Annotated in this window: 13 protein-coding genes; 11 read left to right on the top strand and 2 right to left on the bottom strand. The window is 72.5% G+C overall.

Annotation, left to right across the window (positions count from 1 at the left end; translation table 11 throughout):
* The 5 genes from FJ694_RS34110 to FJ694_RS34090 form a co-directional block, all read left to right on the top strand.
* Positions 1-399: phosphate acyltransferase (locus FJ694_RS34110; RefSeq protein WP_259373193.1), on the top strand; the 399-nt coding region annotated here is incomplete at its 5' end.
* Between the two features lie 159 nt (positions 400-558).
* Complete coding sequence (gene pyk, locus FJ694_RS34105) at positions 559-1,989, top strand: pyruvate kinase (protein WP_157271973.1); 1,431 nt, start codon at positions 559-561, stop codon at positions 1,987-1,989.
* A gap of 164 nt (positions 1,990-2,153) precedes the next feature.
* Positions 2,154-3,218, top strand: a complete 1,065-nt coding sequence (gene fba / locus FJ694_RS34100) for a class II fructose-bisphosphate aldolase (RefSeq protein WP_157271972.1) — start codon at positions 2,154-2,156, stop codon at positions 3,216-3,218.
* A gap of 125 nt (positions 3,219-3,343) precedes the next feature.
* Positions 3,344-4,252: a phosphoribosylaminoimidazolesuccinocarboxamide synthase gene (locus FJ694_RS34095; RefSeq protein WP_157271971.1), complete on the top strand. Its 909-nt coding sequence runs from the start codon at positions 3,344-3,346 to the stop codon at positions 4,250-4,252.
* 160 nt (positions 4,253-4,412) lie between these two features.
* Positions 4,413-5,783, top strand: a complete 1,371-nt coding sequence (locus FJ694_RS34090; protein ID WP_157271970.1) for a methyl-accepting chemotaxis protein — start codon at positions 4,413-4,415, stop codon at positions 5,781-5,783.
* Positions 5,784-5,846: 63 nt separating this feature from the next.
* On the opposite strand, the gene FJ694_RS34085 is transcribed toward FJ694_RS34090, so the two are convergent.
* Positions 5,847-6,791: a tetratricopeptide repeat protein gene (locus FJ694_RS34085; protein WP_157271969.1), complete on the bottom strand. Its 945-nt coding sequence runs from the start codon at positions 6,789-6,791 to the stop codon at positions 5,847-5,849.
* A 105-nt stretch (positions 6,792-6,896) separates the two neighbouring features.
* On the opposite strand from FJ694_RS34085, the gene purE reads away from it, so the two are divergent.
* The 4 genes from purE to FJ694_RS34065 all read left to right on the top strand — a co-directional run bounded on the left by purE (position 6,897) and on the right by FJ694_RS34065 (position 10,624).
* The gene (gene purE, locus FJ694_RS34080; RefSeq protein ID WP_157271975.1) at positions 6,897-7,361 is read left to right on the top strand and encodes a 5-(carboxyamino)imidazole ribonucleotide mutase; all 465 of its coding nucleotides are present in this window, start codon (positions 6,897-6,899) and stop codon (positions 7,359-7,361) included.
* Positions 7,358-8,548 carry a 5-(carboxyamino)imidazole ribonucleotide synthase gene (locus FJ694_RS34075; protein ID WP_259373192.1) on the top strand — a complete coding sequence of 397 codons (1,191 nt, stop codon included), beginning with the start codon at positions 7,358-7,360 and terminating at the stop codon, positions 8,546-8,548. Before purE ends, FJ694_RS34075 begins: the two co-directional genes overlap by 4 nt.
* Before the next feature lie 2 nt (positions 8,549-8,550).
* Entirely contained in the window at positions 8,551-9,537 is a 987-nt protein-coding gene (locus FJ694_RS34070; RefSeq protein ID WP_157271968.1) for an L-threonylcarbamoyladenylate synthase, read from the top strand.
* Between the two features lie 85 nt (positions 9,538-9,622).
* The gene (locus tag FJ694_RS34065; protein WP_157271967.1) at positions 9,623-10,624 is read left to right on the top strand and encodes an SGNH/GDSL hydrolase family protein; all 1,002 of its coding nucleotides are present in this window, start codon (positions 9,623-9,625) and stop codon (positions 10,622-10,624) included.
* A gap of 21 nt (positions 10,625-10,645) precedes the next feature.
* On the opposite strand, the gene dacB is transcribed toward FJ694_RS34065, so the two are convergent.
* Positions 10,646-12,085, bottom strand: coding sequence for a D-alanyl-D-alanine carboxypeptidase/D-alanyl-D-alanine endopeptidase (gene dacB / locus FJ694_RS34060; RefSeq protein ID WP_157271966.1), 1,440 nt, complete (start codon positions 12,083-12,085; stop codon positions 10,646-10,648).
* Between the two features lie 102 nt (positions 12,086-12,187).
* On the opposite strand from dacB, the gene tsaB reads away from it, so the two are divergent.
* Positions 12,188-12,949: a tRNA (adenosine(37)-N6)-threonylcarbamoyltransferase complex dimerization subunit type 1 TsaB gene (tsaB, locus tag FJ694_RS34055; protein WP_157271965.1), complete on the top strand. Its 762-nt coding sequence runs from the start codon at positions 12,188-12,190 to the stop codon at positions 12,947-12,949.
* Complete coding sequence (rimI, locus tag FJ694_RS34050; RefSeq protein ID WP_157271964.1) at positions 12,946-13,449, top strand: ribosomal protein S18-alanine N-acetyltransferase; 504 nt, start codon at positions 12,946-12,948, stop codon at positions 13,447-13,449. The genes tsaB and rimI overlap by 4 nt, the downstream gene beginning before the upstream one ends.
* Positions 13,450-13,624: the final 175 nt, after the last annotated feature.

The following is a 13,624-nucleotide window of genomic DNA, read 5'->3' as shown; positions in this document are numbered from 1 at the left end:
TTCCTGTCGCACTCGATGTTCGGCAGCTCGAACCGGCCGTCCGCGAAGCGCATGCGCGCGGCGGCCGAGCGCTTCAAGCAGCTCGCCCCGGACGTGGAGTGCGACGGCGAGATGCACGGCGATGCGGCGCTGTCGCAGGAGCTGCGCGAGCGGCTGCTGCCCGAGCAGGGCACGCTCACGGGCGAGGCCAACCTGCTGGTGCTCCCGAACATCGACGCCGCGAACATCCTCTTCAACGTGCTGAAGATGACCGGCGGCCACGGCGTGACGGTGGGCCCGGTGCTGCTGGGTGCGGCCAAGCCCGCGCACATCCTCACGCCCTCGGCCACGGTGCGGCGCATCATCAACATGACGGCGCTGGCCGTGGCGGACGTGGCCGAGGCGGCCGGCGCCGCCTGAGCAGTCCCGGTCGCCGTCCCACTCCGCGGGTGGCGTTCGCCAGCCCGCCGTGATGGGCACGGGAAAGGGGGGAAGCGGCGGCGCCGATAATGCCCCGCCGCTTTTTCGTTTCTGCGGATCGGGTTCCTGACTCCCTCCTTTCCCTCTTTCGGAGACTGCATGTCGCGCCAGACCAAGATCGTCGCCACCCTGGGCCCCGCCTCTTCCTCGCCGGAAACGCTGGAGAACCTGATCCGTGCGGGTGTGGACGTGGTGCGGCTGAACTTCTCGCACGGCACGGCGCAGGACCACATCGACCGCGCGGCGCTGGTGCGCGCCGCGGCCGAGCGCGCGGGCAAGTCGGTGGCGATCATGGCCGACCTGCAGGGCCCGAAGATCCGCGTCGGCAAGTTCGAGGGCGGGCGCGTCATGCTCGAAGCCGGCCAGCCCTTCGTGCTGGACGCGGGCATGGCCGAGCTGGGCAACGTCGAGCGCGTGGGCCTGGACTACAAGGAACTGCCGCGCGACGTGAAGCCCGGCGACGTGCTGCTGCTCAATGACGGCCTGATCGTGCTGACGGTGGACCGCGTGCAGGGCGAGGCGGTGCACACGCTGGTCAAGATCGGCGGCGAGCTCTCCAACAACAAGGGCATCAACAAGCAGGGCGGGGGCCTGACGGCGCCGGCGCTCACGGGCAAGGACATGGAGGACATCCGCACCGCGATGAGCTTCCAGTGCGAGTACCTGGCGGTGAGCTTCCCGAAGAACGCCACCGACATGGAGATGGCGCGGCAGCTGGCCAACGTGGCCGGCGAGCCCTGGCGCCACAAGCCCGGGATGATCGCCAAGATCGAGCGCAGCGAGGCGATTCCGCACCTCGAATCGATCATCAAGGCCAGCGACGGGATCATGGTCGCGCGCGGCGACCTGGCGGTGGAGGTGGGCAACGCCGCGGTGCCGGCGCTGCAGAAGAAGATGATCAAGATGGCGCGCGCGCTGGACCGGCTGGCCATCACCGCCACGCAGATGATGGAGAGCATGATCGTCAACCCGGTGCCCACGCGCGCCGAGGTTTCCGACGTGGCCAACGCCGTGCTCGACGGCACCGACGCCGTGATGCTCAGCGCCGAGACGGCCGCGGGGCGCTATCCCGTCGAGACCGTGGCGACCATGGCCGCCATCTGCGTCGAGGCCGAGCAGGCCGAGGAGACGCGGCTGGGTGGCAGCCTCACCGACCGCAGCTACGGGCGCATTGACCAGAGCATCGCCATGGGCGCGCTCTTCACCGCGCACCACCTGGGCTGCAAGGCCATCGTGGCGCTGACCGAGAGCGGCTCGACGGGCCTGTGGATGAGCCGCCACCGCATCCGCACGCCCATCTACGCGCTGACCTCGCAGCCGCTGACGCAGCGCCGCATGGCGCTCTACCGCAACGTGCAGCCGCTGCTCATGCCCAAGCTGACCGACCGCGACGAGGCGCTGCGCCAGGCCGAGGCGCTGCTGCGCGCGCGCGGCGTGCTCATGCCCGGCGACACCTATGCCATCACCTGCGGCGAGCCCATGGGTCACCCCGGCGGCACCAACATGCTCAAGGTGGTCGAGGTGCGCTGAGTCAAGGAAAGCGCACGGCGCTTGCCGCTGCCCGAAGCCGGGTGGGCGCCGTGTCAGGCTCACGCAGTGATGCCCTCGCTAAACTCGGCCTTCTTTCACGGCGTGAGCGGCGCCGCTTCGCCCGACACCAGTTTTCTTCATCACTTTTCCCGGGGACCTTCACCATGCCTCTCGTCTCGATGCGCCAGCTGCTGGACCATGCCGCCGAAAACGGCTATGGCATTCCGGCTTTCAACGTCAACAACCTGGAGCAGGTCCAGGCCGTGATGGAAGCGGCCAAGGAGACCGGCGCACCGGTGATCCTGCAGGCCAGCGCCGGGGCGCGGAAGTACGCGGGCGAGAGCTTCATCAAGCACCTCATCCAGGCCGCGGTCGAGGCCTATCCGCAGATCCCGCTGGTGATGCACCAGGACCACGGCCAGAGCCCGGCCATCTGCCGCGGCGCCATCGACCTGGGCTTCGGCTCGGTGATGATGGACGGCTCGCTGCGCGAGGACGGCAAGACGCCTTCCGACTACGAGTACAACGTGGACGTGACCCGCCAGGTCGTGGCCATGGCGCACAAGGTGGGCGTGACCGTTGAAGGCGAGCTCGGCTGCCTGGGCTCGCTGGAAACCGGCGAGGCCGGCGAGGAAGACGGCATCGGCGCCGTCGGCAAGCTGGACCACTCCGCGCTGCTGACCGACCCCGAGCAGGCCGCCGACTTCGTCAAGCAGACGCAACTCGACGCGCTGGCGATCGCCATCGGCACCAGCCACGGCGCCTACAAGTTCAGCCGCAAGCCCACGGGCGACATCCTGGCCATCTCGCGCGTCAAGGAGATCCACGCCCGCATTCCCAACACCCACCTGGTGATGCACGGGTCGTCGTCGGTGCCGCAGGAGCTGCTGGCCATCATCAACCAGTACGGCGGCAGGATGAAGGAGACCTACGGCGTGCCGGTCGAGGAGATCCAGGAAGCCATCAAGTACGGCGTGCGCAAGATCAACATCGACACCGACATCCGCCTGGCGATGACGGGCGCGGTGCGCAAGTTCATGGCCGAGAACCCGGACAAGTTCGACGCCCGCGAGTGGCTCAAGCCCGCGCGCGAGGCCGCCAAGCAGGTCTGCAAGCAGCGCTACCTGGAATTCGGCTGCGAAGGCCAGGCCGGCAAGATCAAGCCGGTGTCGATGGAAGAGATCGCCCGCCAGTACGCCAGCGGCGCGCTGGCGCAGGTGGTGCAGTAATCCCCCTGGACACGCCGGGCCGCGCGGCCCGGCGCCTGCCTGCAAGGCCCGCCTCGGCGGGCCTTTTTGCTGCTCCTACAATCGCCGCCTTCGTTTTTCCCCGCATTCCCGCCGAAGACATCGCCATGACCACCGCCCTGCTCGAGAGCTCCATCACCTCCCTGCCGCTGCTGGCGCGCGGCAAGGTGCGCGACAACTACGCCGTGGGCGCCGACCGGCTGCTGATGGTGGCCAGCGACCGGCTCTCGGCCTTCGACGTGGTCATGGGCGAGCCGATCCCGGGCAAGGGCGAGCTGCTGACGCAAATGGCGATGTTCTGGTTCGAGCGCCTGGGGCACGTGGTGCCGAACCACCTCACCGGCGAGGACCCGGAGTCGGTCGTGACCGAAGCGGAGAAGGCGCAGGTGCGCGGCCGCTCGATGCTGGTCAAGCGGCTGCGGCCGCTGCCGGTGGAGGCGGTGGTGCGCGGCTACCTCGCCGGCAGCGGCTGGAAGGAGTACCAGCACGACGGCACCGTCTGCGGCGTGGCGCTGCCCGCCGGGCTGCACAACGCGGCCAAGCTGCCCGAGCCGATCTTCACGCCCGCGACCAAGGCCGAGATGGGCGAGCACGACGAGAACATCAGCTTCGAGCGCATGGTCGAAATCGTCGGGAAAGACCTGGCCGAGCAGGTGCGCGCGGTGTCGATCCGCCTGTACCGCGAGGCCGCGGACTTCGCGCTGACCAAGGGCATCATCATTGCCGACACCAAGTTCGAGTTCGGCCTCGACGAGGCCGGGCAGCTGACGCTGATGGACGAGGTGCTTACCCCCGACTCCTCGCGCTACTGGCCGGTGGAGAGCTACGCCGAGGCCGTGTCCCGCGGCGACAACCCGCCCAGCTACGACAAGCAGTTCGTGCGCGACTGGCTCGAAGCCGCGCGCGTGGACGGCCAGCCCTGGAACAAGCAGGCGCCCGCGCCCGCGCTGCCCGATGACGTGGTGCAGAAGACGGCCGACAAGTACCGCGAGGCGCTGCAGCGCCTGACCGCCTGATTTTCCCGGCGCCTCCTGAGCCGTCACGGGCCTCGCGCCCGTGGCTTCCCACCGCGTCCCCAGGAAAACCCTGATTCAGCGGGCTGAGCGATCTGCCGATGACGGTTGGTTCAGGACCGTTGCACGCCAGCTGTACGGCGCTGCCCAGGAGACCGTTGCCATGCTCAGACTCTTCCGCCGCGGCGCCGGCGATGCCGCCGAGCGGCCCGATTCAGGCGCCGCGCCCGCGCCCGCCGCGGCCGGCATCGCCGACGCGGTGGCGGTGGTGCGCGCCATGTCGGCCCAGGCCTCCAACGTCGGGCGCGACGCCGCGGAAGTGCGCGGCGCGATGGAGGACACGCAGAAGATCGTGCAGGCCCAGGGCCAGGCCATGCAGCAGCTCGCGGCGCAGCTGGTGGAGGTGCAGACGGCGCAGGGCTCCATCGCCAACGCCACGCAGGAGACGCTGCAGGCGGTGGCGCATGCGCGCCAGGCGCTGCAGGCCGTCAGCCGCGAGGTGCAGGGCATCGTCGAGACGCTGCACCAGGTCTCGGACGCGGCCGGGCAGATCACGCAAATCGCGCTGCAGACGCGGCTGGTGGCCTTCAACGCCTCGGTCGAGGCCAAGCGCGCCGGCGACGCCGGGCGCGGCTTCGGCGTGGTGGCCGACGCGGTGAAGGACCTCGCCGGCAAGGTCGAGACCACCTCCAAGGCCATCATGGGCACCATGGCCAAGCTCGACGAGCGCATCGAGAGCTTCAGCCGCGACCTGCGCTTCGACGAGACGGCCGACGTGCGCTCGCGCAGCGCCGTGCACGTGGCTTTCAGCAGCGTCGAGCAGGACGTGGAGCGCATCAGCGCCGCGGCCGAGCAGAGCCGCAACACCTGCGCGCAGCTCAACGGCCACACCCAGGAGCTGGAGAGCGAGGTGCAGCAGGCCAGCGCGCGGCTCAACATGGCGCTGAGCTGCAGCGACCGCTTCCTGAAGGTGTCGGAGGCGATGATCGAGCAGGTCGCGGGCTTCGGCATCGAGACCGAGGACACGCCCTTCATCCACGCCGCGCAGCAGGCCGCCGCCGAGATCGGCGCGCTGCTGGAGGAGGCGGTGCAGGGCGGCCGGGTGCGGCTGACCGACCTGTTTGACGAGCAGTACCGCCCGATCCCCAAGACCAACCCGCCGCAGTACCTGACGCGCTTCGCCGAGGTGGCGGACCGGCTGTTCCCGCAGGTGCAGGAGCGGCTGCTGGCGCTGTCGCCGCGCGTGAGCTACGGCATCGCCGTGGACCGCAACGGCTACTGCCCGATGCACAACAAGAAGTACTCGCTGCCGCAGCGCGGCAACCCGACCTGGGACACGGCCAACAGCCGCTGGCGCCGCATCTTCAACGACCGCACCGGCCTGGCCTCGGCGCGCAACCAGCGCCCGTTCCTGCTGCAGACCTACCGCCGCGACATGGGCGGCGGCCAGTACGTGCTGCTCAAGGAGGCCTCGGCGCCCATCGTCGTGGCCGGGCGCCACTGGGGGGCGCTGCGCGTGGGGTTCAGCTTCTGAGCCTGGCGGCAGGCACAAGGCAAAACGGCCCGGGAGTCCCGGGCCGTTCTCGTTTCCAGCGACTCAGAACAGCGCCATGCTGAGCTTGCGCCGGTACTGGTCCACCACGGGGTCGGACGGCGCGGCGGCGGCCTTGCCCGTGACTTCGAGCGTGCCCTTGGCCTCGGCCGCGGCGGCGGGCTTCGGGGCGGGCTTGGTCATCAGCTCCAGGATGGCGACGTAGGTCTTGCGCGCGAGCTCGCCGCTCCAGGCCTTGTCGCGCATCAGGATTTCCAGCAGCTCGTCCATGGCCTGCGTGAACCGCCCGGCGGCGAAGTGCGTCTGCGCCAGCTCGAAGCGGGCTTCGAAGTCGCGCTTGTTGGCGGCAATGGCCGCGGCCAGCGCCTCGGCCGGGCGCGCGGCCGGGGCCTTCTCGGCGGCGTCGAGCCAGTGGCCCAGGGCGGCGATGCGCGCGTCCAGCGGCGCCTTGCCCGCCACCGGCTCCCAGGCCTGGCGCGCCTGCGCCACGTGGCCGCGCTCGAGCAGCAGCTTGACGTAGTCGCAGCGCGCGGCGTCGTTGGCCGGGTCGATGGCCACGGCCTGCTGCAGCCGGTCCAGCGCGGCGTCGGCGTCGCCCTCGGCGGCCAGGGCCTGGGCCTCTTCGAGCTCCTCCTCGGCCTGCACTTCATCGGCACTGGGCACGTGGCGGTCGAGGAATTCGCGGATCTGCGCTTCGGGCAGCGCGCCCACGAAGCCGTCCACCGGCTGGCCGCGGTCGAACATCACGCAGAACGGGATCGAGCGCACGCCGAAGGCCTGGCTGAGCTGGCCGGCGATCTCGGGCTGGTCGTCGCTGTTGAGCTTGGCCAGCTTGAAGCGCCCGGCATAGGCGACCTCCAGCTTCTCCAGCAGCGGACCGAGCGTGCGGCAGGGACCGCACCACGGCGCCCAGATGTCCAGCAGCACGGGCTGGCGCATGGACTCGTTGATGAGTTCCTGTTCGAAGTTCTGGATGGTGATGTCGGTCATGTCGGTGGCGCGGCGGCTGGGAAGGGGCCCGCCTACAATGCAAGGTTTCCCTGATTTCCGGTGGAGCAAGCAGTGACGACTGCCCCAGTGACGGTGGGCGTGGTGATGGGATCCAGCAGCGACTGGGAGACCATGCAGCACGCGACGCAGATTCTCGCCGAGTTCGGCATCGACTTCGAGGCGCGGGTGGTCTCCGCCCACCGCATGCCCGACGACATGTTCGCCTATGCCGAGCATGCCGCCGCGCGCGGCCTGAAGGCCATCATCGCCGGCGCCGGCGGCGCGGCGCACCTGCCGGGCATGCTCGCGGCCAAGACCACGGTGCCGGTGCTGGGCGTGCCCGTGGCCAGCCGGCACCTGAGCGGCGTGGACTCGCTGCACTCGATCGTGCAGATGCCCAAGGGCATCCCGGTGGCGACCTTCGCCATCGGCACCGCCGGCGCGGCCAACGCGGCGCTGTTCGCGGTGGCGATGCTGGCCACCGGCAACCCGGCGCTGCGCGCGCGGCTGCAGGCCTACCGCGACCGCCAGACCGAGGCGGCGCGCGCCATGACGCAGGACCTGCTGTGAAGACCACCGCCGCATTGCTGCCCGGGGCGCTCCTGGACGACGGCCGCCCTGCCACGCTGGGCGTGATGGGCGGCGGCCAGCTCGGCCGCATGTTCGTGCAGGCCGCGCAGGAGATGGGCTTCGTCACCGTGGTGCTCGACCCCGACCACGCCAGCCCCGCCGGCGCCGTGGCGCACCACCACATCCGCGCCGGCTACCTCGACGAGCAGGGCCTGGCGCAGCTGATGCAGCGTGCCAGCGCCATCACCACCGAGTTCGAGAACGTGCCCGCCGCCGCGCTGCTGACGCTGGGCGCGCAGCGCCCGGTGGCCCCGGCGTCCGACGCCGTGGCGGTGTGCCAGGACCGATCCGCCGAGAAGCGCCACTTCGCCGGCTGCGGCGTGCCCTGCGCGCCCTGGACGCTGATCGAGTCGGCCGGGCAGCTCGCGGCCGTGTCCGACGACCTGCTGCCCGGCATCCTCAAGACCGCGCGCATGGGCTACGACGGCAAGGGTCAGGTGCGCGTGGCCGACCGCGCGCAGCTGGCCGCGGCCTGGGACGAGCTGGGCCAGGTGCCCTGCGTGCTGGAGAAGATGCTGCCGCTGGCGCTGGAGATCAGCGTCATCGTGGCGCGCGCGGCCGACGGCACGGTGGTGAACTTCCCGGTGCAGCAGAACCTGCACCGCGACGGCATCCTGGCCGTGACGCAGGTGCCCGCGCCCGGCGTGTCCGAGGCGCTGCAGCAGCAGGCCGTGCAGTGCGCGCAGGCGGTGGCGCAGTCGCTGCGCTACGTGGGCGTGCTGTGCGTGGAGTTCTTCGTGCTGCAGGACGGCTCGCTGGTGGCCAACGAGATGGCGCCGCGGCCGCACAACTCCGGGCACTACAGCATCGACGCCTGCGACCAGTCGCAGTTCGACCTGCAGGTGCGCACCCTGGCCGGGCTGCCGCTGACGCCGCCGCGGCTGCATTCCTGCGCCGTGATGCTCAACCTGCTGGGTGAGCTGTGGTTCGACGCCCAGGGCCGCGAGCGCTCGCCGGCCTGGGTGCAGGTGCTGGCGCTGCCGGGCGTGCACCTGCACCTCTACGGCAAGGCCGCGCCGCGCCCGGGGCGCAAGATGGGCCACCTGACCGTCACCGCGCCCGACGCCGCCGGCGCGCGCGCCGTGGCGCTGCAGGCCGCCGCGCTGCTGGGCCTGGCGCCCTTCTGAGCATGGCGCTGCTCGACGGCACCGACGCCCGGGCGCTGGATCAGGCCGCGGCGCTGCTGGCCGCGGGTGAGCTCGTGGCCTTTCCGACCGAGACGGTCTACGGCCTGGGCGCCCGTGCCGACGACGACGCGGCGGTGGCGAAGATCTTTGCCGCCAAGGGCCGGCCCAGCGACCACCCGCTGATCGTGCACGTCAGCGACGCCGCCGAGGCGCCGGCCTTCACGCCGGCGGCCGACACGCCGCTGGCGCGCCGGCTGATGGACGCCTTCTGGCCCGGGCCGCTGACGCTGATCCTGCCGCGGCGCCCCGGCGTGGCCGCGGCGGCCGCGGGCGCCCAGGACAGCATCGGGCTGCGCTGCCCGGCGCACCCGGTGGCGCACGCGCTGCTGCAGGCCGCGGCGCGCCTGGGCGTGCCCGGCGTGGCAGGGCCCAGCGCCAACCGCTTCGGCCGCATCAGCCCGACCACGGCGCTGCACGTGCAGGGCGAGTTCGGCGACGCGCTGGCGGTGCTCGACGGCGGCGCCTGCGCGGTGGGGATCGAGTCCACCATCGTCGATCTCTCGCGCGGCGTGCCGGTGCTGCTGCGCCCGGGCGTGCTCACGCCGGCGCAGATCGAGGCCGCCTGCGGCGAGCCGCTGCGCGCGCGCGACGCGCAGGCGCCGCGCGCCGCGGGCACGCTGGAGGCGCACTACGCGCCGCGCGCGCCGCTGCGCCTGCTCGACGCCGAGGCGCTGCGCCAGGCGCTGGCCGCCCCGCGCGAGCCGGGGATGGCGCTGGCGCTATATTCCCGCTCCGTCGTGCCGCCAGCCGGTGTCCTGCACCGGCGCATGCCCGACGCGGCCCGCGCCGCGGCCTTCGAGCTCTTCGCCGTGCTGCGCGAGCTCGACGCGCTGGGCGTGGCGCAGATCTGGGTCGAGCAGCCGCCACCCGGGCCCGAGTGGGACGGCGTGCGCGACCGGTTGCAGCGTGCCGCCGCAGCGGCCGGCTGAATCCTCTTGACCCTGAGAGCCGACGGCCTGCCGGGCCGCCTGAATTGAAAGCCGGCGGCCCGACGCGGCCGCCCTGGGAGAACCGATGAGCCTGAACCGACTGTTGGCGCGCCCCGTGCGGCGCGCGGCCCTGGCGCTGTGCGCCGCGGCGGTGCTGACCGCCTGCGGCGGCGGCGACCGCGCCGAACCTTTCGATCCCGACCGGCTGGTCGCTTTCGGCGACGAGCTCAGCGTGCTGACGCCGGCCGATGCCTCGGATCCCGTGAACAAGCCCGCCGGGCGCAAGTACTCGGTCAACTACTACGACACCTCCACCAAGGCGCTGGTGTGCACCTCGAACCCGATCTGGGTGCAGCGGGTGGCGTCGCATTTCGACATGGCGTTCGAGCAGTGCCCGAATGGCCTGACCACCTTCCGGGCCGTCAGCAAGGCCGTGGTCGGGGCCCGGGTGCAGGACCTGGAGGCGCAGGTGCAGGCCTTCCTGAGCACCGGCAACCCGAACGACAAGGACGTCGTGACCATGCTCGTGGGCTTCCACGACCTGGAGGCGGTCTACGCGGCGCATGCCAGCGATGCCAGCTCCGCCGCCGCGGAGAAGGAAATGGCCGACCTGGGCGAGCGGCTGGCGAAGCAGGTGTACGACGTGTCCCGCGCCGGTCCGGCCGTGCTGCTGGCCCTCATGCCCGCCTACGACCGCTCGCCCTGGGCACGGGACGTCGTGAAGAACCCGGACCGGGTCAAGAAGCTGGTCACGGCCTTCAACGAAGGCCTGCAAAGCGGCGGGCCGACCCCGGGCGAGCCCAACAGCCGCAAGGGCATCGGCTACTACAAGCTCAAGGGCGACAGCGTGGGGCTGGTCAACCTCAGCCTGTCCTGGATCGAGTCGGTGGCCAGGAACTCCGAGGACCGCAACAAGACCGCGCTGTGCCCGGCCAGCACCCCGCTGCCGGACTGCGACAACCGCAACCTGGCCAACGACAACAACGAGGACAACTGGGTCTGGGCCGATGCCACGCACCCGGGGCCGGGGTTCCACGACCAGGTCGGCGCCCAGGCCACCACGCTGGCCGAGCGCAATCCTTTCTGACGGCAGCGCGCGCGGGCCCGGTCAGTCCTCCAGCGCCCACTGCAGCGCCGCGTCCAGCACCGGGCGCGCCGCCGCAGCCTGCGGGTGGTTGACCGTGGCCACCAGCACGTGGCGGCGGCCGCTGCGGCCCAGCACGTAGCCGGCCACCGCCGCCACGTCGCGCAGCGAGCCCGACTTCAGGTGCGCGCGCCCGGGCTCGCCGGCCCAGCGCCTGAGCGTGCCGTCGAGGCCCTGGATCGGCAGCGAGGCCATGAACTCCGGCATCCAGGGCGCGGCCCAGGCCGCCTGCAGCAAGCGCCCCAGCAGTGCCGCATTCAGGCGCGTTTGCCGCGACAGCCCCGAGCCGTTGTCGATGACGGCGCCTTCGGCCGCCGTGCCCAGGCGCTGCCGCAGCCAGCCCGACACCACGGCGCGCGCGCCCGCGGCCGTGCCCTGGCCCAGGCGCTCCAGCGCCAGCGTCAGGAACAGCTGCTGCGCCATGACGTTGTTGCTGAACTTGTTGATGTCGCGCACCACCTCGGCCAGCGGCGGCGAAACCAGCTCGAAGCTCGGCGCCGTGCCGCCCGGCGCAACGCCTTCGCGTACGCCGCCGCGCAGCTTGCCCCCGGCCTCTTCCCACAGCGCGCGCAGCAGCCGCGCGTCGAAGGCGGCCGGGTCGGCGTAGGCCAGCGGCCACTGGCGCTCGCCGCAGGCCAGCGGGTAGCGGCCAGCAAAGCGCAGCCGCGCCGGGTCGGCGAAGTCGGCCTTGAGCGCGCCGCGCCAGTCGCCGCAGGCGCCGCCCGACAGCGGCACTGCCGCGTCCAGCCGCACGCCGTCGAGCGGCGGCTGCAGCTCCACGCGCGCCACGCCGCGCGCGGCGTCGGGCATGAAGCCCAGGTGCAGCGCGCGCAGGTTGAGCAGCAGCGCGTCGGGCAGCACGTTGTAGGGGCGCAGCGGCTCGCCGTCGAAGTCGCCGGGCGCGCCCTGGGCCGGCTCGAAGGCGCCGCGGTCGAGCACGAAATCGCCCTCGATCTCGTCGATGCCCCAGGCGCGCAGCCGCCGCATCAGCAGCATCAGCCGCTCCTGCGTGAGCCTGGGGTCGCCGCGGCCCTGGATCAGCACCGAGCCGCGCAGCCGGCCGCCGCGCTCGACGCCGCCCTGGATCCACACCGGCGTGCGCCAGCTCCAGGCCGGGCCCAGCAGGTCCAGCGCCGCGGCGGTGGTCAGCAGCTTCATGACCGAGGCCGGATTCATCGCCGCGCCGGCGTTGAAGCTCACCCGCGCAGCGGCGGCGCCGACCTCCTGCACCAGCAGCGCCAGCGCCCCCGGCGGCAGGTTCGCCTGCTGCAGCGCCTGGGCCACGGGCGGGGGCAGCGCGGTGGGCGTGTCGGGGGCGGGGATATCGCCGGCGGACGGCGCCTGGGCGCAGGCCGCGAAAGGTAAGCACAGCAGGGCGGAGAGGCAGCGTCGGCGATTGGGCATGGCCGGGCGATCGTAGCCGGGCCCCCGGGCGGGGGATGCCCCTGCCGGATAATCCGCGGCGATGGATGCCGAGGTTTCACTTTTCCCGCCGCGAGGCTGCCCATGAACGCCGCGCTGCTGGCGGTGGACTGCTCCACCGAGCGCCTGGTGCTGGCCGTACACGGCGCGCAGGGCGCTGCGCACACGCTCGACGAGGCCGGCGGGCCGGAGTCCTCGCGCCGCGTGCTGCCGGCCGCGCTGGCGCTGCTGCGCCAAGCCGGGCTGGATCTGTCGGCGCTCGACGCCATCGCCTTCGCCCGCGGGCCGGGTGCCTTCACCGGGCTGCGCACCGCCTGCGCCGTGGCGCAGGGCCTGGCCTTCGGCGCGGGCAAGCCGGTGCTGTCCCTGGACAGCCTGCTGCTGGTGGCCGAGGACGCGCGCGCGCAATGCCAGGGCCCCGGAGACGACGCGGCGGACTTCGACGTCGGCGTGGCCATGGACGCGCGCATGCACGAGCTCTACGCCGCGCGCTACCGGTGGAGCGCCGCGGCGGGCTGGCAGACGCTGCAGGCCGCGGCGCTGTACGCGAGCGCGGCCTGGCACTGCGACGCGCCGGTGCTGGCCGGCTCCGGGCTGGAGCTGCTGGCGCCGGAGTTCGGCGCGGCCACCACGCGGCTGCCGCAGGCGCGCGACCGCGCCGGCGCGCTGCTGCGCTTGGCGCAGCAGGCCTGGGCGCGCGGCGAGGCGCTGGACGCGGCGCAGGCGCTGCCGCTGTACCTGCGCGACAAGGTGGCGCAGACCACGGCCGAGCGCGAAGCCGCGCGCGCCGCTGCCGCCGCCGCCGTGGCCACCACCATCACCACCACGGGAGCACCGACGCCATGAGTGCCGCGCTTCAATCCCTGCCCGGCGAGGACGCCGTGCCGGTGCTGGAGAACATGCGCGTGGCGCACCTGGACGCCGTGATGGCGCTGGAGCTGGCCAGCTACGAGTTCCCCTGGAGCCGCGGCAACTTCGTCGATTCGCTGCATGCCGGCTACCTGGCGCGGCTGCTGCGCGAGACCGCGGGCGGCGTGCCGGTGGGCTACTACGTCGCCATGGCCGGCGTGGACGAGGTGCACCTGCTCAACATCACGGTGGCGCCGGCGGCGCGCCGCCGCGGCTACGCGCGCTTCATGCTCGATGCGCTGGTGCGGCAGTGCCATCTCATGGAAGCGCCCAGCCTGTGGCTGGAAGTGCGCGAGAGCAACACCGGCGCGCGCCGGCTCTACGAGCGCTACGGCTTTGCGCAGGTCGGGCGCCGCCGCGGCTACTACCCGGCCCCCGGCGGGCGGCGCGAGGACGCGCTGCTGATGAACCTGGCCATCGCGCCGGCGGAGGGCTAGTCCGATGGCCTACAGCGAACGCCAGCGCCAGATGCTGGAGTGGATGGGCATCCGCGTGTGGCAGCCGCCGGCCGCCGCCGAAGGCGCGGACCGGGACGCGGCGCCGGACGGGGTCGCGGAGCCGGTGCCGGCCGCCGCTGCCGCCGCCGCGCCGTTGCCCCGCGCCGAGGCGGCT

It is taken from the genome of Azohydromonas aeria (assembly GCF_009760915.1).
GTDB lineage: Bacteria > Pseudomonadota > Gammaproteobacteria > Burkholderiales > Burkholderiaceae_C > Azohydromonas > Azohydromonas aeria.
This window is presented reverse-complemented; position numbering and strand designations above follow the sequence as displayed.